Origin of the sequence: Paractinoplanes globisporus DSM 43857, assembly GCF_000379645.1 — a bacterium.
Classification (GTDB): Bacteria; Actinomycetota; Actinomycetes; order Mycobacteriales; family Micromonosporaceae; genus Actinoplanes; species Actinoplanes globisporus.
The window spans coordinates 260,254-285,911 of record NZ_KB903356.1 but is presented as its reverse complement, the minus strand read 5'-3'; the positions used below and the strand labels follow the sequence as shown (position 1 = coordinate 285,911).

At 71.3% G+C, this 25,658-nt stretch carries 31 protein-coding genes and 2 tRNA genes; 19 read left to right on the top strand and 14 right to left on the bottom strand.

Going from position 1 to position 25,658, the window contains the following annotated elements; genetic code table 11:
- The first annotated feature begins 11 nt into the window (after positions 1-11).
- The 4 genes from A3CQ_RS0147590 (at position 12) to A3CQ_RS0147575 (ending at position 1,913) form a co-directional block, all read left to right on the top strand.
- The gene (locus A3CQ_RS0147590; protein ID WP_020518050.1) at positions 12-806 is read left to right on the top strand and encodes a fumarylacetoacetate hydrolase family protein; all 795 of its coding nucleotides are present in this window, start codon (positions 12-14) and stop codon (positions 804-806) included.
- Positions 803-1,612 (top strand): NAD(P)H-binding protein, encoded by an 810-nt coding sequence (locus A3CQ_RS0147585; RefSeq protein ID WP_020518049.1) that lies wholly within the window; start codon positions 803-805, stop codon positions 1,610-1,612. The genes A3CQ_RS0147590 and A3CQ_RS0147585 overlap by 4 nt, the downstream gene beginning before the upstream one ends.
- 65 nt (positions 1,613-1,677) lie before the next feature.
- Positions 1,678-1,749, top strand: a tRNA-Gln gene (locus A3CQ_RS0147580).
- 91 nt (positions 1,750-1,840) lie between these two features.
- Positions 1,841-1,913 (top strand) — tRNA-Glu (locus A3CQ_RS0147575).
- A 116-nt stretch (positions 1,914-2,029) separates the two neighbouring features.
- On the opposite strand, the gene A3CQ_RS56530 is transcribed toward A3CQ_RS0147575, so the two are convergent.
- Positions 2,030-2,266, bottom strand: coding sequence for a helix-turn-helix transcriptional regulator (locus tag A3CQ_RS56530; RefSeq protein WP_020518048.1), 237 nt, complete (start codon positions 2,264-2,266; stop codon positions 2,030-2,032).
- A gap of 50 nt (positions 2,267-2,316) precedes the next feature.
- Entirely contained in the window at positions 2,317-2,517 is a 201-nt protein-coding gene (locus A3CQ_RS0147565) for a helix-turn-helix transcriptional regulator (RefSeq protein WP_020518047.1), read from the bottom strand.
- Positions 2,518-2,585: 68 nt separating this feature from the next.
- On the opposite strand from A3CQ_RS0147565, the gene A3CQ_RS0147560 reads away from it, so the two are divergent.
- Entirely contained in the window at positions 2,586-3,278 is a 693-nt protein-coding gene (locus A3CQ_RS0147560; RefSeq protein WP_026207009.1) for an N-acyl homoserine lactonase family protein, read from the top strand.
- Here A3CQ_RS0147560 and A3CQ_RS0147555 read toward each other — a convergent pair.
- From A3CQ_RS0147555 to A3CQ_RS0147540, 4 genes are read right to left on the bottom strand one after another with little or no spacing between them, the layout of a single operon-like run.
- Positions 3,227-3,973, bottom strand: coding sequence for an MBL fold metallo-hydrolase (locus A3CQ_RS0147555; RefSeq protein ID WP_020518045.1), 747 nt, complete (start codon positions 3,971-3,973; stop codon positions 3,227-3,229). The two genes, A3CQ_RS0147560 and A3CQ_RS0147555, sit on opposite strands and share 52 nt — an antisense overlap.
- Positions 3,970-4,758, bottom strand: a complete 789-nt coding sequence (locus A3CQ_RS0147550) for an alpha/beta hydrolase (RefSeq protein WP_020518044.1) — start codon at positions 4,756-4,758, stop codon at positions 3,970-3,972. Before A3CQ_RS0147550 ends, A3CQ_RS0147555 begins: the two co-directional genes overlap by 4 nt.
- A gap of 52 nt (positions 4,759-4,810) precedes the next feature.
- A complete protein-coding gene (locus tag A3CQ_RS0147545; RefSeq protein ID WP_020518043.1) occupies positions 4,811-7,540 on the bottom strand; it encodes an AAA family ATPase in 2,730 nt (909 codons plus the stop codon).
- Positions 7,541-7,564: 24 nt separating this feature from the next.
- Positions 7,565-8,251: an IclR family transcriptional regulator gene (locus A3CQ_RS0147540; protein ID WP_020518042.1), complete on the bottom strand. Its 687-nt coding sequence runs from the start codon at positions 8,249-8,251 to the stop codon at positions 7,565-7,567.
- A 49-nt stretch (positions 8,252-8,300) separates the two neighbouring features.
- Here A3CQ_RS0147540 and leuC point away from each other — a divergent pair, with 49 nt between their 5' ends.
- The 4 genes from leuC to A3CQ_RS0147520 all read left to right on the top strand — a co-directional run bounded on the left by leuC (position 8,301) and on the right by A3CQ_RS0147520 (position 11,875).
- On the top strand, positions 8,301-9,746 hold the full coding sequence (leuC, locus tag A3CQ_RS0147535) for a 3-isopropylmalate dehydratase large subunit (RefSeq protein WP_026207007.1): 1,446 nt from the start codon (positions 8,301-8,303) through the stop codon (positions 9,744-9,746).
- Between the two features lie 15 nt (positions 9,747-9,761).
- Entirely contained in the window at positions 9,762-10,349 is a 588-nt protein-coding gene (gene leuD, locus A3CQ_RS0147530; RefSeq protein ID WP_020518040.1) for a 3-isopropylmalate dehydratase small subunit, read from the top strand.
- 180 nt (positions 10,350-10,529) lie between these two features.
- Entirely contained in the window at positions 10,530-11,351 is an 822-nt protein-coding gene (locus tag A3CQ_RS0147525; RefSeq protein ID WP_020518039.1) for an HU family DNA-binding protein, read from the top strand.
- Positions 11,352-11,446: 95 nt separating this feature from the next.
- Positions 11,447-11,875, top strand: coding sequence for a hypothetical protein (locus tag A3CQ_RS0147520; protein ID WP_051115565.1), 429 nt, complete (start codon positions 11,447-11,449; stop codon positions 11,873-11,875).
- Here the strand turns inward: A3CQ_RS0147520 and A3CQ_RS0147515 are convergent.
- From A3CQ_RS0147515 to cofC, 4 genes are all read right to left on the bottom strand, one after another.
- The gene (locus tag A3CQ_RS0147515; protein WP_020518037.1) at positions 11,832-12,710 is read right to left on the bottom strand and encodes an NUDIX hydrolase; all 879 of its coding nucleotides are present in this window, start codon (positions 12,708-12,710) and stop codon (positions 11,832-11,834) included. The genes A3CQ_RS0147520 and A3CQ_RS0147515 overlap by 44 nt on opposite strands.
- The gene (locus tag A3CQ_RS0147510) at positions 12,710-14,845 is read right to left on the bottom strand and encodes an RNA degradosome polyphosphate kinase (RefSeq protein ID WP_020518036.1); all 2,136 of its coding nucleotides are present in this window, start codon (positions 14,843-14,845) and stop codon (positions 12,710-12,712) included. The genes A3CQ_RS0147515 and A3CQ_RS0147510 overlap by 1 nt, the downstream gene beginning before the upstream one ends.
- A gap of 187 nt (positions 14,846-15,032) precedes the next feature.
- Positions 15,033-15,227, bottom strand: coding sequence for a cold-shock protein (locus A3CQ_RS63480; RefSeq protein ID WP_026207005.1), 195 nt, complete (start codon positions 15,225-15,227; stop codon positions 15,033-15,035).
- A gap of 19 nt (positions 15,228-15,246) precedes the next feature.
- Positions 15,247-15,891 carry a 2-phospho-L-lactate guanylyltransferase gene (gene cofC / locus A3CQ_RS0147500; protein WP_020518034.1) on the bottom strand — a complete coding sequence of 215 codons (645 nt, stop codon included), beginning with the start codon at positions 15,889-15,891 and terminating at the stop codon, positions 15,247-15,249.
- 125 nt (positions 15,892-16,016) lie between these two features.
- Here cofC and A3CQ_RS0147495 point away from each other — a divergent pair, with 125 nt between their 5' ends.
- The 7 genes from A3CQ_RS0147495 (at position 16,017) to A3CQ_RS0147465 (ending at position 21,200) form a co-directional block, all read left to right on the top strand.
- On the top strand, positions 16,017-16,748 hold the full coding sequence (locus tag A3CQ_RS0147495; protein WP_020518033.1) for a lysophospholipid acyltransferase family protein: 732 nt from the start codon (positions 16,017-16,019) through the stop codon (positions 16,746-16,748).
- Entirely contained in the window at positions 16,748-17,743 is a 996-nt protein-coding gene (locus tag A3CQ_RS0147490) for an NAD(P)H-dependent glycerol-3-phosphate dehydrogenase (RefSeq protein WP_020518032.1), read from the top strand. Before A3CQ_RS0147495 ends, A3CQ_RS0147490 begins: the two co-directional genes overlap by 1 nt.
- Entirely contained in the window at positions 17,740-18,840 is a 1,101-nt protein-coding gene (locus tag A3CQ_RS0147485) for a cystathionine gamma-lyase (RefSeq protein ID WP_020518031.1), read from the top strand. Before A3CQ_RS0147490 ends, A3CQ_RS0147485 begins: the two co-directional genes overlap by 4 nt.
- A 4-nt stretch (positions 18,841-18,844) precedes the next feature.
- Positions 18,845-19,201 carry a hypothetical protein gene (locus tag A3CQ_RS0147480; protein ID WP_020518030.1) on the top strand — a complete coding sequence of 119 codons (357 nt, stop codon included), beginning with the start codon at positions 18,845-18,847 and terminating at the stop codon, positions 19,199-19,201.
- Positions 19,202-19,291: 90 nt separating this feature from the next.
- Positions 19,292-19,645 carry a GntR family transcriptional regulator gene (locus A3CQ_RS0147475; protein WP_020518029.1) on the top strand — a complete coding sequence of 118 codons (354 nt, stop codon included), beginning with the start codon at positions 19,292-19,294 and terminating at the stop codon, positions 19,643-19,645.
- Entirely contained in the window at positions 19,642-20,523 is an 882-nt protein-coding gene (locus tag A3CQ_RS0147470) for an ABC transporter ATP-binding protein (protein ID WP_020518028.1), read from the top strand. The genes A3CQ_RS0147475 and A3CQ_RS0147470 overlap by 4 nt, the downstream gene beginning before the upstream one ends.
- The gene (locus A3CQ_RS0147465) at positions 20,520-21,200 is read left to right on the top strand and encodes a hypothetical protein (RefSeq protein ID WP_020518027.1); all 681 of its coding nucleotides are present in this window, start codon (positions 20,520-20,522) and stop codon (positions 21,198-21,200) included. The genes A3CQ_RS0147470 and A3CQ_RS0147465 overlap by 4 nt, the downstream gene beginning before the upstream one ends.
- Here the strand turns inward: A3CQ_RS0147465 and A3CQ_RS0147460 are convergent.
- Positions 21,197-21,685 (bottom strand): protein-tyrosine phosphatase family protein, encoded by a 489-nt coding sequence (locus A3CQ_RS0147460; protein WP_026207003.1) that lies wholly within the window; start codon positions 21,683-21,685, stop codon positions 21,197-21,199. The two genes, A3CQ_RS0147465 and A3CQ_RS0147460, sit on opposite strands and share 4 nt — an antisense overlap.
- A gap of 108 nt (positions 21,686-21,793) precedes the next feature.
- On the opposite strand from A3CQ_RS0147460, the gene A3CQ_RS0147455 reads away from it, so the two are divergent.
- Positions 21,794-22,888, top strand: coding sequence for a D-alanine--D-alanine ligase family protein (locus A3CQ_RS0147455; protein ID WP_020518025.1), 1,095 nt, complete (start codon positions 21,794-21,796; stop codon positions 22,886-22,888).
- Here A3CQ_RS0147455 and A3CQ_RS0147450 read toward each other — a convergent pair.
- Both A3CQ_RS0147450 and A3CQ_RS0147445 read right to left on the bottom strand, forming a co-directional pair.
- Entirely contained in the window at positions 22,882-23,520 is a 639-nt protein-coding gene (locus tag A3CQ_RS0147450) for a DUF3515 family protein (RefSeq protein WP_020518024.1), read from the bottom strand. The genes A3CQ_RS0147455 and A3CQ_RS0147450 overlap by 7 nt on opposite strands.
- Before the next feature lie 2 nt (positions 23,521-23,522).
- A complete protein-coding gene (locus A3CQ_RS0147445; RefSeq protein WP_020518023.1) occupies positions 23,523-23,756 on the bottom strand; it encodes an Lrp/AsnC ligand binding domain-containing protein in 234 nt (77 codons plus the stop codon).
- Between the two features lie 112 nt (positions 23,757-23,868).
- On the opposite strand from A3CQ_RS0147445, the gene A3CQ_RS0147440 reads away from it, so the two are divergent.
- Both A3CQ_RS0147440 and A3CQ_RS0147435 read left to right on the top strand, forming a co-directional pair.
- A complete protein-coding gene (locus A3CQ_RS0147440; protein WP_020518022.1) occupies positions 23,869-24,807 on the top strand; it encodes a thiamine-phosphate kinase in 939 nt (312 codons plus the stop codon).
- Between the two features lie 14 nt (positions 24,808-24,821).
- Entirely contained in the window at positions 24,822-25,280 is a 459-nt protein-coding gene (locus A3CQ_RS0147435) for a GNAT family N-acetyltransferase (RefSeq protein WP_020518021.1), read from the top strand.
- Positions 25,281-25,353: 73 nt separating this feature from the next.
- Here the strand turns inward: A3CQ_RS0147435 and rpmB are convergent, their stop codons facing one another.
- Positions 25,354-25,545, bottom strand: a complete 192-nt coding sequence (rpmB, locus tag A3CQ_RS0147430) for a 50S ribosomal protein L28 (protein ID WP_026207002.1) — start codon at positions 25,543-25,545, stop codon at positions 25,354-25,356.
- Positions 25,546-25,658 lie beyond the last annotated feature (113 nt).

Sequence of the window (25,658 nt, the reverse complement as noted above, 5' to 3'; positions counted from 1 at the left end):
GGGATTCTTCCGTGCGTTTCGCCCGATTTGTCCATGCTGGCGGTGTCTCCTTCGGCGTAGTCGAGGGTGACGGCTCCAGCGGCCTGACCATCGCCGAGATCGGCTCCCTGCCCTTCGAAAAGGTGCAGTTCACCGGCCAGCGCTGGGCGCTCGCCGACGTACGCCTGCTCGCGCCGATCTTCTCGAGCAAGGTGATCGGGGTCGGCCGCAACTACGCCGACCACGCCGCCGAGTTCGGCAACGAGGTGCCCAAGGAGCCGCTGATCTTCATCAAGCCCTCCACCTCGGTGATCGGGCCCAACGACGCGATCCGGCTGCCACCGCAGTCGCAGCGCGTCGAGGAGGAGGCCGAGCTCGCCGTGGTGATCGGCGCGACCGGCGCCCGCCGCGTCGACCGCGCCGGCGCCGAGAGAGCGATCTTCGGCTACACGATCGGCAACGACGTCACCGCCCGCGACCTGCAGCGCAGCGACCCGCAGTGGACCCGGGCCAAGGGCTTCGACTCGTTCTGCCCGATCGGCCCGTGGATCGTCACCGACCTCGACGTGAGCGACCTCGAGATCCGCTGCGAGGTGGGCCGCAACCCCGAGGCCATGGAGGTGCGCCAGATCGGCCGCACCAAGGACATGGTCTTCGACGTCCCCACCCTGGTCTCGTACGTCTCGCATGTCATGACCTTGCTGCCCGGCGACATCATCCTGACCGGTACGCCCGCCGGCGTGAGCGAGCTGACCGCGGGCGACACCTGCTCGATCGCCATCCAGGGCATCGGCGAGCTGCGTAACCCGGTGGTCTCGCTCGAGTGAAGATCCTGGTGACCGGCGCCACCGGCAACATCGGCCGGATGGTGGTCGACGAGCTGCTGGCGCTCGGCGCCGACGATGTACGCGCGCTGACCGTGGACCCCGGCCGGGCCGCGCTGCCCGCCGGGGTCGAGGTCGCGCGCGGGTTCCTCGGCCGGCCGTCGACGCTCCCCGGGGCGTACGCGGGCGTGGATGTCTTGTATTTGGCACCCCACCTCCCGACGGTGGTGGAGGCCTGCCGGATGGCGGCCGACGCCGGAATCCGCCGCATCGTCGACCTGGCCGGGCCGAAAGGTGGTTACTGGCAGGGCATGGAGGATGCGGTCGAGGCGTGCGGTGTCCCGTTCACCCACCTCGAGCCGGGCGAGTTCATGGCGAACGCGACCCTCTGGGCGCGGCAGATCCGGGCCGGCGACGTGGTGCGCGACACGTGCGGTGACGCGACGAACGCCCCGATCGCCCAGGAGGACGTGGCCGCGGTCGCCGCCCGGGTGCTGCTCTCGGACGCCCACGAGGGCCGCTCCTACGAGCTGACCGGCCCGGCGTCGCTCAGTCGCCGGGAGAAGGTGGCCGAGATCGCGCGGGCGCTCGGGCGTGAGCTTCGTTACGTCGAGTTACCACGGGACGAAGCGATCGAGGAGCTGGCCAAGGACATGGGCGACCACGCCGCGTGGTACGTCGACGGCCAGGAAACGCTCCTCGCCTACCCCCAGCGCGCCGTCCCCACGGTCGCCGAATTGACCGGCCGACCTGCGACAACGTTCCTGGAGTGGGCCCACGCCCACGTGCATCTGTTCCGAGACCCGTAACCCGATTTGGTAGGGCAGGGGTGGTCAGGTAAAGTTCTCACTCGGCACCGGCAAGCCCGGGCCGATGGGGTATGGGGTAATTGGCAGCCCGACTGATTCTGGTTCAGTTAGTCTAGGTTCGAGTCCTGGTACCCCAGCGCTACCAATCCGCGGAGGATGGTGGTGCTGGACTTCTGATAGAGTTCGGCCCGCCGCTGAAGCAGAGCGGAATGCAAGTAAGCAGGTCCTGGCCCCGTCGTCTAGCGGCCTAGGACGCCGCCCTCTCAAGGCGGTAGCGAGGGTTCGAATCCCTTCGGGGCTACACAGCGTAGCGGCCTCACATCGAAAGATGTGGGGCCGCCAGTGTTTTCACCCGACGTGGACTTGCTCCGGCCGAAGCGCCGGTCGCCCAGGTCGCACGTCGAGGAGCGCGTCACCTCAGGCGCGACGGCTGGATGGCGCTCGGCGGCCGCGCTTTTCCGTCTGGGAGGAGTTGCTCGGGCGGTGTTCGCGGATCCAGGCGTCGACGTCCTCGGCGAGCCAGACGTTGCCCAGGGCGAGCTTGGCGACCGGTTTCGGGAAGTGGTCGTAGCTGATGATCTGGTAGGCGCGCTGACGGGTGACGCCGCCCAGACGCAGGCGGATCTCGTGGGTGCCGAGTAGGCAGATCGACATGCTCGCGACTATAGACTCAAGACTATAGTCGTGCAACTAGTGAGCCGACGCTATCGAGTGAGCGGGGCGTTCTTCGGGCGGTGCTCGCGGATCCAGGCGTCGACGTCGTCGGCCAGCCAGACGTTGCCCAGGGCGAGGTGGGCGATCGGCTTCGGGAAGTGGCGATAGTTGACGATCTGGTGGACGCGCTGACGGCTGATGTTGCCCAGGCGGAGGCGGATCTCGTGGGTGCCGAGCAGGTAGGGCATCATGCATACGACTATAGGCGTAGGACTACCCTGCTGTCTCGCCTCGCGTCGTGAGGCCGCATAATCGATCGATGGCAGACATTGTGGTCCGTCGGGTCGATCTCGGCTATTTCGTTCGGCCCGCGTCGGAGACCGGCACCGAGCATGCGCGGGTCGAGCCGACCCTGGGATACCTGATCGAGCATCCGATCGGGCTGGTCCTGGTCGACACGGGCATGGGCCGCCACCCGGAGGTGGACGCGCACTACCGGCCGCGGCGGATTCCGCTCACCGCCGCGTTGCGGACCGCGGGGGCCAAGCTCGACGACATCGAGTACGTCGTGAACTGCCATCTGCATTTCGACCACTGTGGCGGCAACCCGGAACTGGCCGGCCGCCCGGTCTTCACGCAGCGTTCCGAGCTCAGTCTGGCGCGCACGACCGAGCACACGATCCCGGAGCTGATCGACCACCCGGGCGCGCGGTACGAGGAGCTGGACGGCGAGGCCGAGATCCTGCCCGGCGTGGTGATCGTGCCGACGCCCGGGCACACGGCGGGCCACCAGTCCGTGGTCGTGACCCGCCGGGACGGCACGATCGTCGTGGCCGGTCAGAGCCACGACAACGCCAGCCTGTTCACCGGCGACGTGCTGTCCCAGCGGGCCGGCGTCGGGCACCACCCGGTGTGGATCGACCGGCTGCTGGCCTTCGACCCGCGGCAGGTCGTCTTCGCTCACGACAACGCGGTCTGGACCCCGGGCACGAGCCAGGTCAGCGCGTCCTGAGGGAAGGCCGCCGAGATCTCGGCCCGGCCCTCGTGGAAGTGCGACCAGCCCTCGTAATGCACCGGCACGACCCGGCGCGGCTTGACGGCGGAGCACAGCCGCACCGCGTCCCGCCCGGTCATCGTGAACCGGGCCGGACCGGTGAGGCCGAACTGCACCTTGCCCAGGTGCAGGATCGCCGTGTCCACGGTGAACCGGGACGCCACCTCGAGCACGCCGGGAAACAGCACCGTGTCCCCGGAGATCCACACAATGGACGAAGCGCCGGGCGGCCGGAGCGCGAAGCCGGTGGTCGGCCCGACCAGCGGCACGGCCCAGGCCGGCCCGTGCCGCGACGGCGTCGCGGTGACCGACAGATCGCCGACCATCGCCGACTCCCACACCGCCAGCCCCACCCCACCGACCCGGCGCGCCGCAGCCGGGGTCGTGATCACCAGAGGTGCCGAGGACAACAAGCGTCTGCCCGAACTATCTAAATTGTCCGCGTGTTGATCGTGCGTCAGCAGCACCGCGTCGAGATCGCCCAACGCGGAGACCGGCAGGGCCGGCCCGGCGGTCTTGCGCGACGACGTGCCCCAGCCGAACGAATACCGCCGGCCGGGCGGATCGAACGTCGGATCCACCAGCAGCCGCACCCCGCCGATCTCCAGCAGCGTGGTCGGCCCGCCGACGTGCGTGATGGTCAGATCGATCATTTCGCGTGGGCCAGGGCCCAGTCCAGGACCTCGTCCGCGATCTGCTCCCAGCCCTTCTGGGCCGGCAGCAGGTGGGCGTATCCCTCGTACTCACGCCGCTCGGTGATCGTGTTCGACTTGTAGTGCTTGCAGTTCGACTCCTGGATCGCCGGCGGCATGATGTGGTCCTCCGAGCCGGAGACGAACAGCAGCGGCGCCCGGTTGTCGTTGTGGTAGTCGACCCAGGTGTCCTGGTGGCCCGGCTGGAAGTTGGCCAGCACCCCGCCCCACAGGATCCCGCCGCTCGCCGGGATCGCGTACCGCTCGTAGAGCGCCCGCGCCTCGTCCTCGTCGAACGTGTTGGTGAAGGCGTACTTCCACTCCTCGAAGGTCAGAGGGATGGCCTTGTGCCGGTTGGCCGGCGACTTGAGGACCGGGAACGTGGACTTCAGCTGCGACAGCGGAACGACCCTCACGCCCTCGGTCGGCGCCGAGTTCAGCGCGACCCCCGCCACGCCGTGGCCGTGGTCGAGCAGGATCTGGGTGAACGCGCCGCCGGCCGAGTGCCCCATGATGATCGGCGACTCGGGCAGAGCACGGATCGCCTCCTCGAAATGCGCGATGATCTGCGGGACGGTGACGTTCAGGACCGGGGTGGGGTCGGCGTTGAGCGCCTCCACCTCGACCTCGAACCCGGGGTAGGCCGGCGCGATCACCTGGTGCCCCTTGGCCTCGTAGTGCGCGATCCAGTTCTCCCAGCTGCGCGGGGTCACCCAGAATCCGTGGACCAGAACGATCGGCTTCATGGGCCGATCGTGGTGGGAGCGCGTCCACCCGCGAATCACGTGCGGCGCGTAGTCAGTCGTGCAAACTCCCGCGTAGCTGCCGGCGCGACCGCACGCCGAGCTTCCGGTACACCTTGCGCAGGTGGTAGTCGACCGTGTTGGCGCTCAGGAACAAATTCGCCGCTATCTCGGCATTCGTTCCACCATCCCGGGCCAGGCGCGCAACGGCGGCCTCCTGGGGGGTCAAGGCCGTTTCGTCTGGCTTGCGTACGGGGGTGAGCACGGTCCCGCCGAGCGCGCGCAGCTCCTTGCGCGTCCGCTCGGCGAACGCCTCGGCCCGCACCGCCTCGAACATCTCCAGCGCCGTGCCGAGCTGCTCGCGGGCGTCCCGCCGTCGCCGCTGCCGGCGCAGCCATTCGCCGTAGAGCAGATGCGCCCGGGCCAGGTCGCCGTAGCCGAGGGTGCCGGTCAGCCCGTCGATCGCCCGCCGGTGGTGCGCCTCGGCCTCGTCGTGGCCGGCCAGCAGGGCGCGCGAGCGATCGAGCAGCCCCCGGCCTCGGGGCGAGCCGGCGGCACGGACCGCCACGTCGAGGTCGGCGAGGGCGAGCTTGGCGGTGCGCCGGTCGCCGGAGCGCAGCGCGGCCTCGACCAGGTCGGGCAGGCCCCAGGCGTACCGTCGCGGGTTGCCGAGCTTCATCAGGCCGAGCAGAGTGTCCCGGGCCGACGCGTACTGGCCCTCGGCGATGTCGCGCGTCGCCAGGCTGAGCTGGGTCACGGATTGCAGCGCACCAAGGTTGAGCATCTCGAAGACGCCGAGCGCCGCGCGCACCGATTCCTTGACCCCCGGCTCGTCGCGCCAGGTCACCAGCTCGGGGTGGCGCCAGACCAGCTCCTGGTCGGCGGTCATGCCGAGAGCCCGGCGCAACCGCTGGCCGGCCGCGTCGTGCCGGTCGGCCTCGAGCAGCCGGCCGAGCAGCGCCTCGGTCATCGCGCCGAGGTAGTGCACCTGGTCGAGGGCGTACAGCGCGCCGGTGCGGCGGGCGGCCGCCTCGGCCCGGTCGAGAAGCTCCTTCTTGGTGTCGTCCTCCCAGATCAGGTTGGCGAAGTTGACGCCCACCACGAGGCGGGACAGCAGGATGTCGTCGGGCACGGCCGGGTCGGCGATCGCCGCGATCGCGCGGCGCAGGGCCGGCACCCCGTCCTCGTACCGGCCGAGCGTGAACGCCGTGTATCCGGCCAGGATCAGCTCGTCGACGCCGGCCGGGTGCTCGCCGGCCAGCGGCGCGGCCGCGGCGGCGATCTCCGCCTCGGACACGGTGGACACGTATTCGGCGCCGATCGCCTGCTCGACCGCCTGCACCACGGCCCGCAACGCCCGCTCCCGGTCGTCACCGAACGCCTCGGCTGCGGCCAGGCATCGCGCCACCCCGAGCTGCTGCCCGATCGGCACTCCCGCGTTGATCTCAGCGGCGGCCCGGGTGAGCAGGGCCTTGCCGCGCGACGGTCCCGGCAGCGCCGCCTCGTCGACCGCGTCCAGCAGCAGGACCGCCCGGCTGAAGGCGCCGGCGGCGACGGCCGCCTCGGCCGCGTGGACCTGGCGGATGTCCCGGGCGGCCGGGTCGGGCGTCAGTTCGACCGCCCGGGTCAGGAAGGTGGCGCGGGCGGTGTGGCCGCCGCGGGCCCCGGCCCGGTCGGCGCGGCGTTCCAGTTCGGCCGCGACCTGTTCGTCCGGCCCGTCGGCCGCCGCGGCCAGGTGCCAGGCGCGCCGGTCGGCGTCGGCGCCGTCGGTGGTGACCTCGGCCAGCGCCCGGTGCACGGCGCGGCGGGCCGCGGTCGTGGCCCCGCCGTAGACGGCCGAGCGCACCAGCGGATGCCGGAACGTCGCGGGCGGGGACCCGGTGACGAGACGGTCGGCCTCGGCCGGCGCGGCGTCGGCCGGACCGGCGCCGAGCAGTCGCCCGGCCGCCGTCAGCTGGTCGCCGCTGCCCCCGGACGCCGCGGCCAGCAGCAGCCACGTCCGCGTCGCCTCGGGATAGTCCCGGATCTGGGCGGTGTAGTGCGCCTCCAGGCGGCTGCCGACCGGGATCGGCTCGGGCAGCGGGGCGCTGCCGGTGAGTTGTTCGGCGGTGAGCTCCCGGCCCAGATCGGTGATCGCGAGCGGGTTGCCGCCGGTCGACCGGGCGACGTGCTCGGCCAGGGCCCGGTCGACCGGGGTGTCCACCACGTCGGTGAGCAGTGCCACCGCGGGGTCGGCGGCCAGGCCGGCGATGTGCCGCTGCTCGACCCCGGCCAGCAGGCCCGGCTCGTCGTCGTCGTCGGCGCGCAGGCCGAACAGGAGCACCACGCCCTCGGCGTGCAGGCGACGGGCGACGAAGGCGAGGGCCCGCAACGACTCGCGGTCGAGCCACTGGGCGTCGTCCACCACGCACAGCTGTGGCGAGTCGGCGAGCAGGGTCAGGGCCGCGAGGCTCACCAGGAACAGGTCGGAGGTCGGGCCGTCGGCGAGGCCGCAGGCCACCTCGAGGGCGGCGCGCTGTCCGGCCGGTAGCCGCCCGCGGTCACCCAGCAGCGGGATCAGCAGCCGGTGCAGCGCCGCGTACGGGAAGTCGGCCTCCGACTCGACGCCGCTGATCCACAAGGCTCCGGGCGCGGTGCTCTCGGCGTACCGAAGCAATGCGGTCTTGCCGACGCCGGCCTCTCCGCGCAGCACCAAGCTCGAGCTGCGCCCGGCTCGCGCCTGCCGGAGAAGCGCGTCAAGCGCGGCGCACTCCGCCTCGCGGCCGAAGAGTCGAAGGGATTCCACGGCGAGACGACCCGGCGATCCTTGTCACAGGCCGGAGAGGCGCTGGCCGGCGCGGACGACGGCCATCGCGTGCCGCTCGCCGGGGCGGCGACCCAGGCGCTCGATCGGTCCGCTTATCGAGATGGCGGCGATCACCCGGCCGGTGCGGTCGCGGATCGGGGCGGAGACACTCGCCACACCCGGCTCGCGCTCGGCGACGCTCTGCGCCCAGCCGCGCCGGCGCACCTCGGCCAGCGTGCGGCCGGTGAACTTGCAGCGGGGCAGCAGCGGCATGACGGCCTCGGGCGGTTCCCAGGCGAGCAGGATCTGCGCGGCCGAGCCGGCGGTCATCGGCAGCACCGAGCCGACCGGGACGGTGTCGCGCAGGCCGCTCGCGCGCTCGGCCGCGGCCACGCAGATGCGCTCGTCGGCGCGGCGCAAGTAGAGCTGCCCACTTTCCCCGGTGGCATCCCGCAATGCGGAAAGCAGGGGCTCGGCCGCGGTCAGCAGAACGTCCGGTGCGGCGTTCGCCAGCTCGCCCAGACGGGGGCCCGGACGCCACCGGCCCTGGGTGTCGCGGACCAGCATCCGGTGTATCTCCAAGGCCTGGGCCAGGCGATGTGCCGTTGCCCGGGGCAGCTTCGTGCGCTCGACGAGCTCGGCCAGGCTGGCGCCGTCGACACACGCCGCCAGGATGACTACCGCCTTGTCGAGAACGCCGACACCGCTCATACTGTGTCCCACAAGCCGAAACATACCTCCCAGAATTTAGGATGTCCAGATGGTGGGAGTCACTCCGAAGCCGCGGACCTTGGCGGAAAAGGTCTGGGACGACCATGTCGTGCGTGCCGCCGACGGCGAGCCCGATCTGCTCTACATCGACCTCCACCTCCTGCACGAGGTGACCAGCCCGCAGGCCTTCGACGGTCTGCGGATGGCGGGCCGGCCCGTGCGGCGCACCGACCTCACGCTCGCGACCGAGGACCACAACACCCCGACCGGGTACGCGGATCCCTCGTTCAACACCCGTCGCGGCGAGCTCCTCACGATCACCGACACGGTCTCCCGCACGCAGATCGAGACGCTGCGCAAGAACTGCGCCGAGTTCGGCGTGCAGATCCGCCCGCTCGGCGACGTGCAGCAGGGCATCGTGCACGTGATCGGCCCGCAGCTCGGCCTGACCCAGCCCGGTCTGACCATCGTCTGCGGCGACTCGCACACCGCGACCCACGGCGCGTTCGGCGCGCTGGCCTTCGGCATCGGCACGAGCGAGGTCGAGCACGTGCTCGCCACCCAGACGCTGCCGCAGGCCAAGCCGAAGACGATGGCCGTCACGGTCGTCGGCGAGCTGCGCCCCGGCGTCTCCGCGAAAGACCTGATCCTCGCGCTCATCACGCAGACCGGCACCGGCGGCGGCAACGGCCACATCGTGGAGTACCGCGGCGAGGCCATCCGCAACCTCTCGATGGAGGGCCGGATGACCATCTGCAACATGAGCATCGAGTGGGGCGCCAAGGCCGGCATGATCGCGCCGGACGAGACCACGTTCGCGTACCTGAAGGGCCGCGAGCACGCGCCCGCCGGCGAGCAGTGGGACGCCGCGGTCGAGTACTGGAAGACGCTCGTCACCGACGAGGGCGCGGAGTTCGACACCGAGATCATCCTGGACGCCTCGGCGGTCAGCCCGTTCATCACCTGGGGCACCAACCCCGGTCAGGGCGCGCCGCTGGACGGCGTGGTGCCCGACCCCGACGAGTTCATCGAGGAGACCGACCGCAACGCCGCGCGCCGCGCCCTGGCGTACATGGACCTGACCCCGGGCACGCCGTTCCGGGACGTCCCGGTCGACGTGGTCTTCGTCGGCTCCTGTACCAACGGCCGGCTCGAGGACCTGCGCGCCGCCGCCGACGTGCTGCGCGGCCACCAGGTGCACGACGGCGTCCGCATGATGATCGTCCCGGGCTCGTACCAGGTGCGCGAGGCGGCCGAGGCCGAGGGCCTGGACAAGGTCTTCACCGACGCGGGCGCCGAGTGGCGCTTCGCCGGCTGCTCCATGTGCCTGGGGATGAACCCCGACACGCTCAGCCCCGGCCAGCGGGCCGCCTCCACGTCCAACCGCAACTTCGAGGGCCGGCAGGGCAAGGGCGGGCGCACCCACCTCGTCTCGCCGCAGGTCGCCGCCGCCACCGCCGTGGCCGGCCGGCTGGCCGCTCCGGCGGATCTGTAAGAGGAGATACCAGAGATGGACAAGTTCATCGCCCACAGCGGCAAGGTGATGCCGCTGCGCCGTTCCGATGTGGACACCGACCAGATCATCCCGGCGGTCTACCTCAAGCGGGTCACCCGCACCGGGTTCGAGGACGGGCTGTTCAACGCCTGGCGCGACGACCCCTCCTTCGTGCTCAACAACCCGGCCCACGCGGGCGCCACGATCCTGGTCGCCGGCCCCAACTTCGGCACCGGCTCGTCCCGGCAGCACGCGGTCTGGGCACTGCGCGACTGGGGCTTCAAGGTGGTCATCGCCGCCCGGTTCGGCGACATCTTCCGCGGCAACGCGCTCAAGGAGGGCCTGCTGCCCGTCCAGCTCGACCAGAAGGCCGTCGAGGCGCTCTGGGACATGGCCGACAGCGAGCCGGAAAAGCAGATCACGGTGGACCTCGAGGGCCGTCAGGTGCGCGTGGACGACGCCTCCTGGCAGTTCCCGATCGACGATTTCAGCCGCTGGCGGCTCATGGAGGGCCTCGACGACATCGGACTGACGTTGCGCCACGAGGCCGCGATCACCACGTACGAGAACAAGCGTCCCGTCTTCAAGCCGGCCGTCGCCTAAGGCGCGAAAAGCCCTGTCAGAACACGGATTTTCGCCCCCGCCGAGTCCCCGGCGGGGGCGAATTCGTTGCAACACAAGGGATTTTTTTGCACTAATGTTTGTGTCTGCTGGTCAGAGGGCATACGGTGCGCGCAGAATGGCTCGCATTGGGGCCTATTCTCAAGTTCGGGAGGAAAAACCGTGAACAAGGCCGAGCTCATCGAGGCGCTCGCCGCCCGACTGGGAGACCGGAAGACGGCGACGGCAGCGCTGGATGCGGTCATCAGCGAGGTACAGAACGCTGTTACCAAGGGCGACAAGGTGGCCATCACCGGCTTCGGCTCCTTCGAGAAGCGGGTGCGCAATGCGCGTACCGCGCGGAATCCCAGGACCGGCGAGACGGTGAAAGTGAAGAAAACGTCGGTGCCCGCGTTCCGGCCCGGCACGGCCTTCAAGGACATGGTCGCGGCCGGGAAGGTCGCCAAGGCGGCCCCCGCGAAGAAGGCGGCCACGACCGCGGCGGCGGCCAAGAAGACCACCGCCACCGCCGTGAAGGCGGCACCGGCCACCAAGACGGCGGCGGCCAAGAAGACCACCGCCACCAAGGCCGCGCCGGCCAAGACGGCGACGGCAACGAAGGCGGCGCCGGCCAAGAAGGCGGCGACCGCGACCAAGACGGCGGCGGCCAAGAAGACCACCGCCACCAAGGCCGCACCGGCCAAGACGGCGGCGGCCACCAAGACGGCCGCGGCGAAGAAGACGACCGCGACCAAGGCCGCACCGGCCAAGACCGCCGCCAAGACCACAGCCGCCAAGTCGACGGCCGCGGCCAAGAAGACGACGGCCGCGAAGTCGACGGCCACGAAGGCGACGGCCACGAAGGCGGCGCCGGCGAAGAAGGCGACGGCCGCGACCAAGACGGCGGCGGCCAAGAAGACCACCGCCCGCAAGACCACGACGGCCGCGGCAACCACCCCGGCCCGGGCCCGGGCGACCACCCCGACGGCCCGTAAGACCCGCTGACGTAGCCGTCAACGCCGCGTGAGGCGTCCACCCTTACGGTGGACGCCTTTCGTGTGTCCGAGCGCGGAAACGGCCGCTGGGCCTACCGTCCGGGCATGGAGCGAGAAGCGACACCCCGGGGGCTGGTCGGCCGGTCCGTGGTCGCCGTCGGGCTCTTCGCGGTCGCCATCGTGCCCGGGTGGACGCTCGGCGACCTGACCGAGGCGTGGACGGGCAACGGCCTGCTCGACTGGCTGGTCACCTGTGCCTGGTCGGGCCTGGCCGTACGCGTGCTGGCGCCGTGGGGCTCGTACCGGGCCCGGGACGGCTGGCTGGGGGCGATCCCGCTCTACGGCTGGTACCTGGTCTGCGTGCTGTGCTGGCGGGTCGCGCTGCTGCCCTATCGCGACTGGGAGCCGCGCGAGGACGAGCTCTGCCGGGCCCGCTGGCTGACCGGGGACCAGCTCGGCCTGTGGCGCTCCGACCGGGCGCCACGGTCGCTCAGAGCCGAGACGCGTCCAGCAGTCGGTCACCGGCCCAGGTGAGCAGCCAGCCGTCGCCCTTGGGCGTCTTGTAGGGCTCGGGATCGGCCTCGTCGCGCAGGGTGGCCAGCAGCGTCGGGATGATTTTGCCCTGACTGCAGATCACCGGCGGGCCGGCGCCGCGCAGTTCGAGCAGGCGCTGCGCGGCCAGTTTCGCCCGGGCCGGCGCCTCCTCGGCCACCGGCGGCTCGGCGAACGCGCCGTCCTGCACGATCGGGACGCCACCGAGCCGTGCGGCCAGCGGTTCCAGCGTCTGCTTGCAGCGCAGCGGCGTGGCCGAGATCAGCCGCTCGGGCCGCAGCAGCGAGAGCACCACGCCGATCCGGTCGGCCTGCTGCCGGCCGCGCTCGTCGATCGGGCGCAGCGCGTCGTTGCCCTTCCACTCCTTGCGCTCGCCGGCGTGCGCGTGCCGCACCAGCGCCACCACCGCGGTGATCGGTGGCAAGGCGGCCGCGTGGGCGAGCACGCCCCGCTCGTCGTCGTAGCTGAGCCGTTCGTGTGCGTCCTCGGGCGACAGCCAGGCGACCTCGTCGACCTCGGACGTGTCCACCACCGGCCCCTCGCCGGCCAGCCGCATGAGCCAGTGGTCGACCGTCTTGGGCGTGCCGCCGGGCAGGTCGTAGGCGACCGTGGGCAGCTTGATCAGTGGCACGCCGGCGCAGCCGGTCTCCTCGGCCACCTCCCGGACCGCGGCGGCGAGCGGGTGCTCGCCGGCGTCCAGCTTGCCCTTAGGCAGCGCCCAGTCGTCGTAGCGCGGCCGGTGCACCAGGCAGACCTCGATGCCGTCGCCCGCCGGGCGGTAGAGAACCCCGCCCGCCGCGTGGACCGGGACCGGCATCAGCCCGCCTTGCCGATGACCCGGCGCAGCAGGGACTCCTGCAGGTGCATGTGCGGATCGGACGGACCGAACGGCCGGCGGTGCCAGGTGCCGTCGCCGTCCAGGTCCCAGCCCTCGCTCTCGTCGCTCATCGACAGCTCCAGCACGTTGCGCAGGTCGCGCTGGGCCGACGGCTGCGTCACCCGCACCAGCGCCTCGACGCGGCGGTCGAGGTTGCGGTGCATGAGGTCGGCCGAGCCGATCCAGTACTCGGCGTCGTCGCCGGGGCCGAACCGGAACACGCGGGAGTGCTCGAGGAAACGGCCCACGATCGAGCGGACCCGGATGTTGTCGGACAGACCCTTTACGCCCGGCCGCAGCGCGCACATGCCGCGGATGATCAGGTCGGCTCTCACCCCCACCTGCGAGGCGCGGTAGAGCGCGTCGATCGTCTCCTCGTCGACCAGCGAGTTCACCTTGAACTGCACGAGCGCCTCGCCACCCTCGCGGGCGATCTCGGCCTGCTGTTCGATCCGCTCGATCAGCCCGGCGCGGACCCCGTGCGGCGCGACCAGCAGCCGGCGGTACTGCCGCTGGCGGCTGTACCCGGTCAGGACGTTGAACAGGTCGGTGACGTCCGCGCCCACCTCCGGGTCGGCCGTGAGCATGCCGAAGTCCTCGTACAGCCGGGCGGTCTTGGGGTGGTAGTTGCCCGTGCCGATGTGGCAGTACCGGCGGATCTGGTTGCCCTCCTGACGCACGACCAGGGCGGTCTTGCAGTGCGTCTTGAGGCCGACCAGGCCGTAGACGACATGGCAGCCGGCCCGCTCCAGAGTGCGCGCCCAGGCGATGTTCGCCACCTCGTCGAAGCGCGCCTTCACCTCGACCAGAACCACCACCTGCTTGCCGGCGGCGGCCGCGTCGACCAGCGCGTCGACGATCGGGGAGTCGCCCGACGTGCGGTACAGCGTCTGCTTGATGGCCAGCACGTTGGGGTCGGCGGCGGCCTGCTCGATGAAGCGCTGCACGCTGGTCGAGAACGAGTGGTACGGGTGGTGGACCAGGATGTCGCTCTCCCGCAGGCGGTTGAAGACGCTGCGCGGGACCTCGCCGTCGGCCAGCTGCGGGTGGGTGGACGGGACGAACGGGCGGTCCTTGAGGTCGTCGCGGTCGCACTCGCCGAACACCTGCCACAGCGCCGACAGGTCGAGCAGGCCGGGCACGCGCTGCACGTCCTGGCTGTCCATGTCGAGCTCGCGGACCAGGGTGTCGAGCACGTGGTCGCTGATCGACGCGGCCACCTCGAGGCGGACGGGCGGGCCGAAGCGGCGCTGGGCCAGCTCGCGCTCGAGGGCCTGCAGGAGGTCCTCGTCGCGGTCCTCGTCGACCTCGAGCTCGGCGTTGCGGGTCACCCGGAACAGGTGCCACTCCTGGATCTGCATCCCGGAGAAGAGCTGGTCGAGGTGGACCGCGATGAGCTCCTCGACGGGCAGGAACCGGGCGCCTCGGCTGTCGTTCTGCACCGTGACGAAGCGGGGCACGTTGTTCGGAACCTTTATGCGGGCGAACAGCTCGGAGCCGCCGTCGTCGGGGTCGCGCAGCACCACGGCCAGGTTGAGCGACCGGCTCGAGATGTACGGGAACGGGTGCGCCGGGTCGACCGCGAGCGGGGTCAGCACCGGGAAGACCTGCTCCCGGAAGTACGTCCGCAGGCGCTCGCGCTCGGCCGGCCCCAGCTCGCCCCAGCTGACGATCTCGATGCCCTCGGCCGACAGCTTGGGCCGCACCTCGTCGGCGAGGCAGGCCGCGTGCCGGGTGACCAGGTCGGCCGTCCGCTCGGTGATCATCTCGAGCTGGTTGCGCAGCGAGCTGCGGTCGCCGCCGCGCATCGGCAGGCCCGCGCTCAGCCGGCGTTTCAGCCCGGCGACCCGGACCATGTAGAACTCGTCGAGGTTGCTCGCGAAGATCGCCAGGAATTTGGCGCGCTCGAGCAACGGCGTGTTCGGGTCCTCGGCGAGCGCCAGGACGCGCGCGTTGAAGTCGAGCCAGGAGAGCTCGCGGTTGAGGAAACGATCCTCGGGCAGCTCGGGGGCACTGTCCGACTCGAAGACCTCGTCCGTCGCCGTCGACTCGGTGGCGTCGGCTATGTCCGTCATGAGGTGCTCCGTCGCTGTCGCCGGGACCTGCTCCGGCAGAGGCTGGATGGGACTGTCTTCCCCGCTCCGGGGCAGGAAGCGGCCGTTGGGGCCACGCCGGCGGGCTTCGGGGATCCGGGGCGAGGTCTGCATCGTTCCATCATTACGGTTTCCGGTGAAACGTGAAACGAACTGGACCTAGATCAACTCAACCGATTCCGGCTATTCCCAAACGGTGGACTTCCCCGCTGACCTGCGTAACGTCGACCCGCTGGCCGAGCCGCAGCAGCCGCAGACCCGATCGCTGGAACGCGTCGGCGCCGAAGGCCAGCTCAGTGCCGTCGTCGAGGAGGAGGGTGCCGGCCCGGGTGTGCGGGTCGAAGGTGGCGATGGTGCCCTGCATGCCCTGCACGCTACCGGGTTCAGGCGGCGGGGACGCAGCTCACCGTGAGTCCGAGATCACGCAGCAGAGCGCAGGTGTGCCGGCCGGCGCCGAGCGTCAGCACGCGGGCCAGGTCGTCGGGCGTGTCGACGTCCTGCCGCAGGCCGGGCCAGTCGCCGGTCAGCGGGGTCGCGCCGGAGGTGGCGTGGGCCGAGGCCGAGCCGATCCCGAACCGAGGGTCGAGCGGCTCGCCGGGCGGGACGGCCAGCAGCACGGTGCCGGTGCCGGCCGCGTCGGCCACGAAGCTGCGCCCAAGCGCCGCGCCGAGTGCCTCGTCGAGCTGCCCGGGGCGCAGGGCGGGCAGGTCCCCGGCGAGCACGGCGCGGAAGCGGCCGAGGCCGGCCACCTCGTCGGCGCCGAACCGCATGGCCCCGTTGAGGTCGGCGCCGGGAACGTCGGGCACGACCCGGGCGCCGAGGGCGGTCACCGCGGCCGCGGCCTGCGTGTCGTCGGTCACCACCACGAGCTCGGCCACGGCCGAGCCGGCCAGCACGGCCGACACCGTGTCGCGCACCATGGCCAACGCCAGGTCGGCGTGCCTGGCCGCGGGCACGGCGCCACGCAGCCGGCTCTTCGCCGCACTCAGCCGCTTGACGGGAATCACGGCAACCCACTCCCGATCCATTTCGTCAAGTCTGCCAGTGCGCAGCTCGCCGACCCCTGCCTGGTCCCGGGCGCCGCGAGCAGGCATGATTCCTGGCGAGGATGGGGCCGCGGTGGGGACACGCCGCGGGTAGGGCGGGAGGAACCGTGGTGCGGCGCAGGCTGGGATTCTGGCGGCGTTTCGCGGTCGTGGTGGTGCTGCCGGTGCTGAAGGTCTGGACCAAGCGGACCTGGAACGGGCTGGAGAACATCCCGCCGACCGGTGGCGTGATCGTCGTGCCGAACCACGCGTCGCACTTCGACCCGCTGGTGGTGGCGCACTTCATCTACGGGGCCGGCCGCTGGCCGCGCTTCCTCGGCAAGGCGAGCCTGTGGAAGGTGCCCGTTCTCGGGCCGTTCCTGCGCAAGGTCCAGCAGATCCCGGTGGAACGCGGCAGTGTGGAGGCGGTGAAGTCGCTGGACGCGCTGATCGAGGCCATCAACGAGGGCGGCGTCGTGGTGATCTACCCGGAGGGCACGACGACCCGGGAACCCGACCTGTGGCCGATGCGCGGCAAGACCGGCGCGGCCCGGCTCGCCCTGGTCACCGGCGCGCCGGTGATCCCGATGGCCAATTGGGGCGCCCACACCATCTACGACCCGCGCACCAGCAAGCTGAAGATCCGGGCGCGGACTCCGGTCGCGGTCACCGCCGGCAAACCCATCGACCTGTCCCGCTGGCAGGGTGCCCCGCCCACCCGGGCCACGCTCGAGCAGATGACCGACGAAATCATGCTGGACGTCCAGGAACTCGTCGGCCAGGTGCGCGGCGAGCAGCCACCGGCCGAGCTCTACGACCGGCCGGCGGCCAAGCGCGGCGCCTCCCCCGAGGAAGCGTGATGACCCGCGCCGTCGTCATCGGCTCCGGGGCCTGGGGCACGGCGTTCGCCAAGGTGCTCGGCGAGGCCGGGGCCAAGGTGACGATCTGGGGCCGGCGCGTCTCGGTGGTCGAGGAGATCCGCGACCGGCACACCAACGCGGGCTCGCTGCCCGGCCTGCGACTGCCCGAGCAGGTCACGGCGAGTTCCGATCTGGCCGCCGCGACCGACGGCGCCGAGCTGATCGCGATCGCGGTGCCGTCCCAGACGCTGCGCGGCAACCTGGCCGAGTGGGCCGGGCATTTCGGCCGCGACGCCACGGTCATCTCGCTGATGAAGGGCATCGAGCTCGGTACGACCAAGCGGATGAGCGAGGTCATCGTCGAGACGGCGAACGTCGAGCCCGAGCGGGTGGTGGTCGTCTCCGGCCCCAACCTGGCGCCCGAGATCGCCGAGGGGCAGCCCACGGCCACGGTCGTGGCCTGCCTCGACGAGGAGCGCGCCAAGCGGGTGCAGCACGCGCTCGCGCTGCCCTACTTCCGGCCGTACACGAGCGACGACGTGGTCGGGTGCGAGCTCGGCGGCGCGGTCAAGAACGTCATCGCCCTCGCGTACGGGATGGCCGCCGCGATGGGCCTGGGCGACAACACCCGGGCGTCGCTGATCACCCGCGGGCTGGCCGAGACCGCCCGGCTGGGCGTGGCCCTGGGCGCCGACCCGCTCACCTTCGCCGGCCTGGCCGGGCTGGGCGACCTCGTCGCGTCGTGCTCGTCGCCGCTGGCCCGCAACCGCACCTTCGGCGAGCACCTGGGCCGCGGCGAGAGCCTGGAGCAGGCGCAGGCGGCCACCCGGCAGACCGCCGAGGGCGTGAAGAGCTGCCTCTCGATCCGCGACCTGGCCCGGGCGCACGACATCGAGATGCCGATCGTCGAGCAGGTCGAGCGCGTGTGCCACGAGGGAGTGGACCCGCAGATCGCCGTGAAACTGCTCATGGGCCGGGAGATGAAGCCAGAATGACCTACTCCGACGGCACCCGAGCCGTGCACGCCGGCCTGCCCGAGCCCGTCGTGGGCGAGCCGTTCCTGCCCAGTCCGGTTTTTGCCGCGCCCTACCACCTCGACCCGGTGGAGGGGCCCGGGCAGAACGACTACGCCCGCACCCAGCACCCGACTCGCCGGCAGCTGGAGGCGGCGATCGGGCAGCTCGAGGGCGCGCCGACGCTGGTCTTCGCGAGCGGCCAGGCGGCGATCACCGCGCTGTTGCTGTCGACGCTGCGCGCCGGCGACACGGTGGCGCTGCCCTCCGACGGGTACTTCACGGTCCGCGCCTTCGCCCAGGGAACGCTTCGGGACCTCGGCGTCGCCTCCATCACGGTGCCGACCGCCGGGCCATATCCCGATTTCGCGGGCGTACGCCTCGTGCTGCTGGAGACGCCGGCCAACCCGGGCCTCGACGTGTGCGACATCGAAGCCGTCGCCGCGGCCGCGCATGCCGCCGGCGCCCTGGTCGCCGTGGACAACACCACGCCGACGCCGCTCGGGCAGAACCCGCTGGCGCTGGGCGCGGACGTCGTGGTCGCCTCCGGAACCAAGGCGCTGACCGGCCATTCCGACGTGCTGCTCGGTTATGTCGCGACGCCCGACGACGCGGTCTTCGCCAAGGTGGAGACGTGGCGCAAGCAGACCGGAGCGGTGCCGGGCGCGTTCGACTGCTGGCTCGCGCACCGGTCGATCGCGACGCTCGACCTGCGGCTGGCCCGGCAGACCGCGAACGCCGCCGCGATCGCGACGATGCTGCTCGAGCGGCCGGACGTGACCGGCGTGCGCTGGCCGGGGCTGGAGTCCGATCCGGCGTACGCGGTGGCCAAGGCGCAGATGCGCCGGATCCCCGGGGTGGTCTCGTTCGACCTCGGCACGGCCGACCGGGTCGCCCGGTTCCTCACCGCGGCATCGCTGGTCTTCGCGGCCACCTCCTTCGGCGGGGTGCACACGACGGCCGACCGGCGGGCGCAGTGGGGCGACGACACCTCTCCCGGTTTCGTGCGCCTGTCCTGCGGCATCGAGGACACGGCCGATCTGGTGGCCGATCTGAAGGCTGCCCTCGACGAAGCTTGATCGTATGAGTTGGGACAGCTTCTCCGGGGACGAGGTCGCGGCACTGACGACGGGCGAGGGCTTCTTCGCCGCGCCGGGGGAGCGGGTCTGCCCGGCCTGCGGCGAGCGGCGGCTCCGGGCGTACGTCAATGTGCCGGAGAATGCTCGCCGCCCGACCCTCGTCAGCTATGTCTGGTGCTCCGGGTGCCGAAAGTTCGTCGGCACCCGGGCCCGCCACCCGGAGGGCCTGGTCTTCTCCGACCCGCTCGCCGCGCTCTCCGTCGCGGAACGGCGTGAGCTGGAGCGCAGCCTCGTCGGCTTCCTCGCCCACCTCGATCGTCTGTGGGACGACGGGGTGCTGCCGCAGACGTTCGCGGCCTGACGCCTGCACGACACCGCCTTGCCAAGGGTGCTTCGTCGGCTCTATGGTTCATTACATGAGTAATGAACCGCAGAACTAGGGAGGCTCGGCGTGTTCGACGACCGCAGCCCGATCTACCTGCAGATCGCCGACGGGATCAAGAACGACGTCCTGAGCGGCGCCCTCAAGGAGGACGAACAGGTCATGTCCACCAACCAGTACGCGGCGTTCTACCGCATCAATCCCGCCACCGCGGCCAAGGGGTTCGCCCAGCTGGTCGAGGAGGGCGTGCTCTACAAGAAGCGAGGAATCGGCATGTTCGTCAGCCCCGACGCCCGGGAGAGGCTGCGCCGGGAACGGCGCGAGCGGTTCTTCACCGAGGTGGTCGACCCGATGCTGGCCGAGGCCAAGCGCATCGGTATCGAGGTCGACGAGATCGTGCGGCACCTCGGCGGTGCCCGATGATCGAGCTGCGCGGAGTCACCGTGCGGTACGGCCGGACGGTCGCCGTCGACGATGTCACCCTCGACCTGCCCACCGGCAAGATCTACGGCCTGCTCGGGCGCAACGGCTCGGGCAAGACCAGCCTGCTCAGCGCGCTCGCCTCGTTCCGCCGCCCGGCGTTCGGCGTGGTCCGGGTCGACGGCGCGGACGCCTTCGAGAACCCCGCGGTCATGCGGAACACCTGCTTCATTCGCGACACGCTGGACTGCAACGAGTCCGACAAGGTCCGCCAGCTGATGTGCTTCGCCGGCTGGATGCGGCCCACCTGGGACGCCGACTACGCCGCCAAGCTGCTCGACCTCTTCGAGATCAACCCCCGGAAGCGGGCCTCGTCGCTCTCCCGCGGGCAGAAATCTGCGGTCGGGGTCGTGCTCGGGCTGGCGTCGCGGGCGCCACTGACCATCCTGGACGAGACCTATCTCGGGATGGACGCGGTGGCCCGGGCCGCCTTCTACCGTGAGCTGCTCGAGGACTACCTGGCCCACCCGCGCACGATCGTCCTCTCCACCCACCTCATCGAGGAGGTCGCCGACCTCTTCGAGCGCGTGGTCATCATCGACCGCGGGCGGCTGCTGCTGCACGAGGAGACCGACGAGCTGCGCGGGCGCGGGGTCACCGTGACCGGGCCGGCCGCGGCGGTCGGCGAGTTCGTGGCCGGGCACACCGTGCTCGGCGAGCAGAGCCTCGGCGGCGTACGTGCGGTCACCCTCGACTGGCACCCGGCGGCGGACGACGTGGCCCGCGGCGAGTCGGCCGGGCTCACCTTCGGTCCGGTCGGCATCCAGGACCTCTTCATCCACCTCACGTCCCGAGCCGAGCGGCTGGAGGCCACCCGATGAGCGTCACCCGCGTCCTTTTCCGCGTCTACCGGCCGATCATCCTGCCGTTCGTGGCCATCATCGTGGTGGCCGAGGTGATCGCGGCAACCGCCGTCGCCTCGGCCCAGGACCTCGGCTTCAGCATGTGGCTGGTGCTGGGCGGCCAGGCGGCGAAGTACTGGCTGCTCGTGGTCGGCATCATCCTGATCGCCATGCAGCTGCGGCAGTTCGTGGTCAACGGGGCCACCCGGCACGAGTTCCTGGCCGGGATGGCCGTGTTCGGACTGGTCCTCGTGGTGGGCTGGGCCGTCGCGATCGTGCTCGGGCACGGTATCGAGAGCGCGGTGCTGGGCGCCTTGGACAAGCAGGGGCCGGACTACCCGACGTTCACCGCCGGCGGCGCATTGCGGGAGTTCGGGCAGCAGCTGCCGGTCTCGCTGGCCTACTTCGTGTCCGGGGCGACGATCGCGGCCGGGTTCTACCGCTGGCGGGCCTGGATCGGGCTCGTCGTGATGGTGGGCGGGGCGGTGCCCGCCATCGTGGCCGATGCGTTGCTCGGTTTCAACGAGTGGGGCGGCCTCACCCACGACGTGCCGTACCCCGGGGCGCTGGCGGCGTCGCTCGCCGCCACCGCCCTGGTGGCCTGGGGCCTGCACCGCGCGATCAGCGACGTGCCGATCCGCCGGACGGCCGGCTAGATGCGAACGGCGTGCTGGACCGAGTGCTCGTGCAGCCAGTCGCGGGTGACCGGCGTCGGAGAACCGCCGGTCACCCGGCGCAGGGCCTCGCCCGGGCCGACGCCCAGCAGCACCAGCGTCGTGCAGGCCAGCAGCGTCGAGCGGCCGACACCGCCGAAGCACTGCGTCGCCACGAAACGCCCGGCCCGTACGTGGGCCGCGAGGCGCCCGGCGAGACCGACCACCTCGGACGCCTCGTCGCGCGGCTCGGCACCCTCGCTCGGGAAGGGCAGGAAGTCGACGCCCAGTTTCGCCGCCGTGGCGACGGTGCCTCCGAGACCCATCTCCTGCTGCTCGGCCGTGGTCAGCGCGGACACCAGCACGGAGACCCCGTCGCCGGCCAGCGCGCTCAGCTGATCGTCGGCCCAGTCGTCCCCGCGCGGATGCGGGATGATCGCGAGCCGGCCGGAACCCATCCCGGCGATCACGTGGAGTGATGCAGTCATGAACGTGCTGTTTCCTTGTCCGGTGGCGGCGGACGGGTCAACCCGTGAGTGGCTAACGCAGAGTAGGGTTCCCCCCGGCATGACCGCTAGCGAGAGGCGCGAAGAAAAGTGACGACTCCCCGGAAAACCCGCGTCGCGATCGTGTTCGGTGGTCGCAGCACCGAACACGCCATCTCGTGCGTGAGTGCCGGGAGCATCCTCCGCGCGCTGGACCCCGACCAGTACGAGGCGGTCCCGGTCGGCATCACCCGGGACGGCGCCTGGGTGCTCGCCGGCACCGACCCGGCCAAGCTGGCGATCAGCGACCGCACGCTGCCCGAGATCACGTCGGCGAGCGGCAACGCGATCGTGCTCGCCGCCGACCCGACCGCCACCGAGCTGATCGTGCGCGACCCGGTCGACGGAGTCTCGTCGCTGGCCGGGGTGGACGTCGTCTTCCCGGTGCTGCACGGGGCGTACGGCGAGGACGGCACGATCCAGGGCATGCTCGAGATGGCCGGGATTCCGTACGTCGGCGCCAACGTCTTCGCCTCGGCCGCGGCCATGGACAAGGAGTTCACCAAGAAGCTCGCCGCCGTCGAGGGCATCCCGGTCGGGCCGTACGCGGTGCTGCGCGCGGGCGTTTCCCTCAGCGACGAGGACAAGGACCGCCTGGGCCTGCCCGTTTTCGTGAAGCCGTCGCGGGCCGGCTCGTCGCACGGCATCACCAAGGTGACCGACTGGGCCGAGCTCGACGCCGCGATCGCCACCGCCCGGCAGATCGACCCCAAGGTGCTGGTCGAGGCCGCGATCGTGGGCCGCGAGATCGAGTGCGGGGTGCTCGAGGGCGAGGCCGGCGGCGCGCCCGAGTCGTCGCTGCTCGCCGAGATCCACGTCGACGAGCACGACTGGTACGACTTCGAGGCGAAATACCTCGAGGGCGGGCGCTACGACATCCCCGCCACCCTCCCGGCCGAGGTGACCCGCAAGGTCCAGGAGTACGCGCGACGCACCTTCACCGCGCTCGACTGCGCCGGGCTGGCCCGGGTCGACTTCTTCGTCACCGCCGGCCACGAGGTCTACCTCAACGAGATCAACACGATGCCGGGCATGACGCCGACGTCGATGTTCCCGCTGATGTGGGCCGCGACCGGCCTCGAGTACCCGAAGGTCGTCGACCGTCTCATCCGGACGGCGCTACGCCGCGGAACCGGGCTTCACTGATCACATCCGGTGGGTACGCCCTTGGTGGTGGACTTCACGGTCTTGACCACCGGGTCGGAGAACTCGTTCGCCCATTGGGCGGTCTGGTTGTAGCTGGCCGGCACGGTGACCCGGACGGCGACCTCACGGTCCATTGTGGTGAACACGTCGGCGGCCGGGCCGTCCTCGCCCCACCAGCAGACGCCGTTCATCTTGAACATCGTCGCGTCCAGCGGCACACAGCCCGGGTGGCCGCCGTCGACCCGCTCGCACATCGTCGGCTGGGTGACGCCGCAGGCGACGGTGATCGGGGGCTCGCCCCAGGCCGCGTTCTGCTCCGGGCCCGCGCTGACCTTGCGGCCGGGCAGGTCGCGCAGCGTCGTCGGCAGCTGCGACGTGACGGCGAGGCAGACCTGGCCGGTGCGGGCGTCGAGCTTGGGCGCCGCCATCTGAACCGGGGTGGACGGCACGACGGCGGGAGTGGAGGCCGTCGCGGCGGGACTCGCCGCGTCGTCCTGCGGCAGGAACCGCCAGAAAATCAGGAGACCGGCCACGATGGCGATCGGGACGGCGAACGCGGCGGCCCAGAGGGCGGCGCTGCGTGTCGTCCTGTCCGGCTCGCGCACCTCGGGTGGCGTCTCCACGTCGACCATGCTCAGAGGTTTACCACGGAGCAGGTGAGGGTCCGCATGATGCCCGCGACGTTCTGGACTTTGCTCACAATGAGCCCGCCGAGGTCGTCGACCGTGTGCGCCTCGGCCAGCACGACCACGTCATAGGGGCCGGTGACCGCGTCGACCCGGATGACACCGGGGATCTTTCCGATCGATACGGCCACGTCATGGGCCTTTCCGACCTCTGTTTGGATCAGGATGTATGCCTGGACCACAATCCGCTCCCATCCGCCGCCAGCCGTAACCAGAACGTGAAACTACCGTAAGAATCCACTCGGCTGCGGGACGCATCGTCCCGGGTGCCCGCAAAGAGGAGAGGCTGCACAGGTGAGCATTGCCGAGATCGGCGAGTTCGGGCTCATCTCCCGGGTCGTGGCGCGGCTCGGGTCCGGGCCGAGGGCGCTGCTCGGCCCCGGGGACGACGGGGCGGTGGTGGCCGCTCCCGACGGCCGGGTCGTGGCCTCCACGGACGTTCTGGTCGAGGGCCGGCACTTCCGGCGGGACTGGTCGGGGCCCGCCGACATCGGTCACCGCGCGGCCGCGGCCAACCTCGCCGACATCGCGGCGATGGGCGCCGAGCCGACCGCGCTGCTGGTCGCGTTCTGCGCGCCGGGCAATCTCGACGTGGCGTGGGCGGAGGAGCTCGCGGGCGGCCTGTCGGCCGAGGCGGCGCTGGTGGGGGCGAGCGTCGTGGGCGGGGACATGTCGTCGAGCCCGACGCTCACGGTCGCGGTCACCGCGCTGGGCGATCTCGGTGGGCGGGCCCCGGTCGTACGGTCGGGGGCTCAGCCCGGCGATGTTCTCGCGCTGGCCGGGCGTACGGGTCATGCCGCGGGCGGCTACACGATCCTGTCCCGCGGATTCCGGACGCCGAAGATGCTCGTCGAGGCATACCGGCGACCCGTCGTGCCGTACGCCGCGGGCCCGTCGGCGGCCGACGCCGGAGCCACCTCGATGATCGACATCTCGGACGGACTGCTGCAGGACGTGGGACACGTCGCCGCGGCCAGCCTGGTGGCCATCGACATTCGCACCGACACGTTCACGGTGCCCCCAGCGATGCGGGACGCGGCCACGGCACTCGGCGTCGACCCGTACCAGTGGCTGCTGGCCGGGGGAGAGGACCACGCGCTCGCCGCCACCTTCCCGCCCGGCGCCACGCTGCCGGAGGGCTGGCAGGAGATCGGCACGGTGCACGACGGCGCCGGCGTGACCGTCGACCGCAAGCCCTGGAGCGGCCCGACGGGCTGGGACCACTTCCGCTGACCTAAAGTCGTCAGGTGTACGAGATCAAGATCAGAATGGCGGATTTCGGTGACCCGGCGGTGCGCGCGCTGCTGATGGACGTTCTCGGCGAATTGTCCGAGCGGTACGGCGGGAGCGGCGACGACACCCCCATCGGCGACGACGACTTCACCCCGCCGGACGGGGCGTTCTTCGTGGCCGACGACGGCGAGCGGCTGGTCGGCTGCGCCGGCTGGCGGCGGCACGGCGACGACGCCGAGCTGAAGAGGATGTTCACCGCGAGGTCGATCCGCGGGCGCGGGCTGGGCCGGCGGATGCTCGCGACCATCGAGGAGTCGGCGCGGGCGGCGGGCTGTCGCCGGTTGATCCTGGAGACCGGGGACAAGCAGCCGGAGGCGATCGCCCTCTACGAGTCGGCCGGGTACGCCCGGATCGAGGACTTCGGGTACTACAAGGACGAGGCGGACGTACGGTCCTTCGCGAAAGACCTGTGACACACACAGCCGCTGACACACGTAGCCGCCGGGCCATCGGCCCGGCGGCTCGGAGTGAGCTGGTCAGCTCAGGTCAGGCGCGGACGACCTTGCCGGCCTTGATGCACGAGGTGCAGACCTTGAGCTTCTTGGTCGTGCCGCCACCGGCCGGGGTGCGCACCGACTGGATGTTCGGGTTCCAGCGGCGGTTGGTCCGCCGGTGCGAGTGGGACACGTTGTGGCCGAAGCCCGGTCCCTTGCCACAGACGTCGCACACGCTAGCCACGGGTAACTCCTGGGTGTGAAGCGAAAACGTTGAACGTGCCCAGCAGTCAGCGCCAGGGCAACCCGGCAAGGTTACCCGATGGCCCCGCCGGACAGCCAATCGACCCCGCTGAG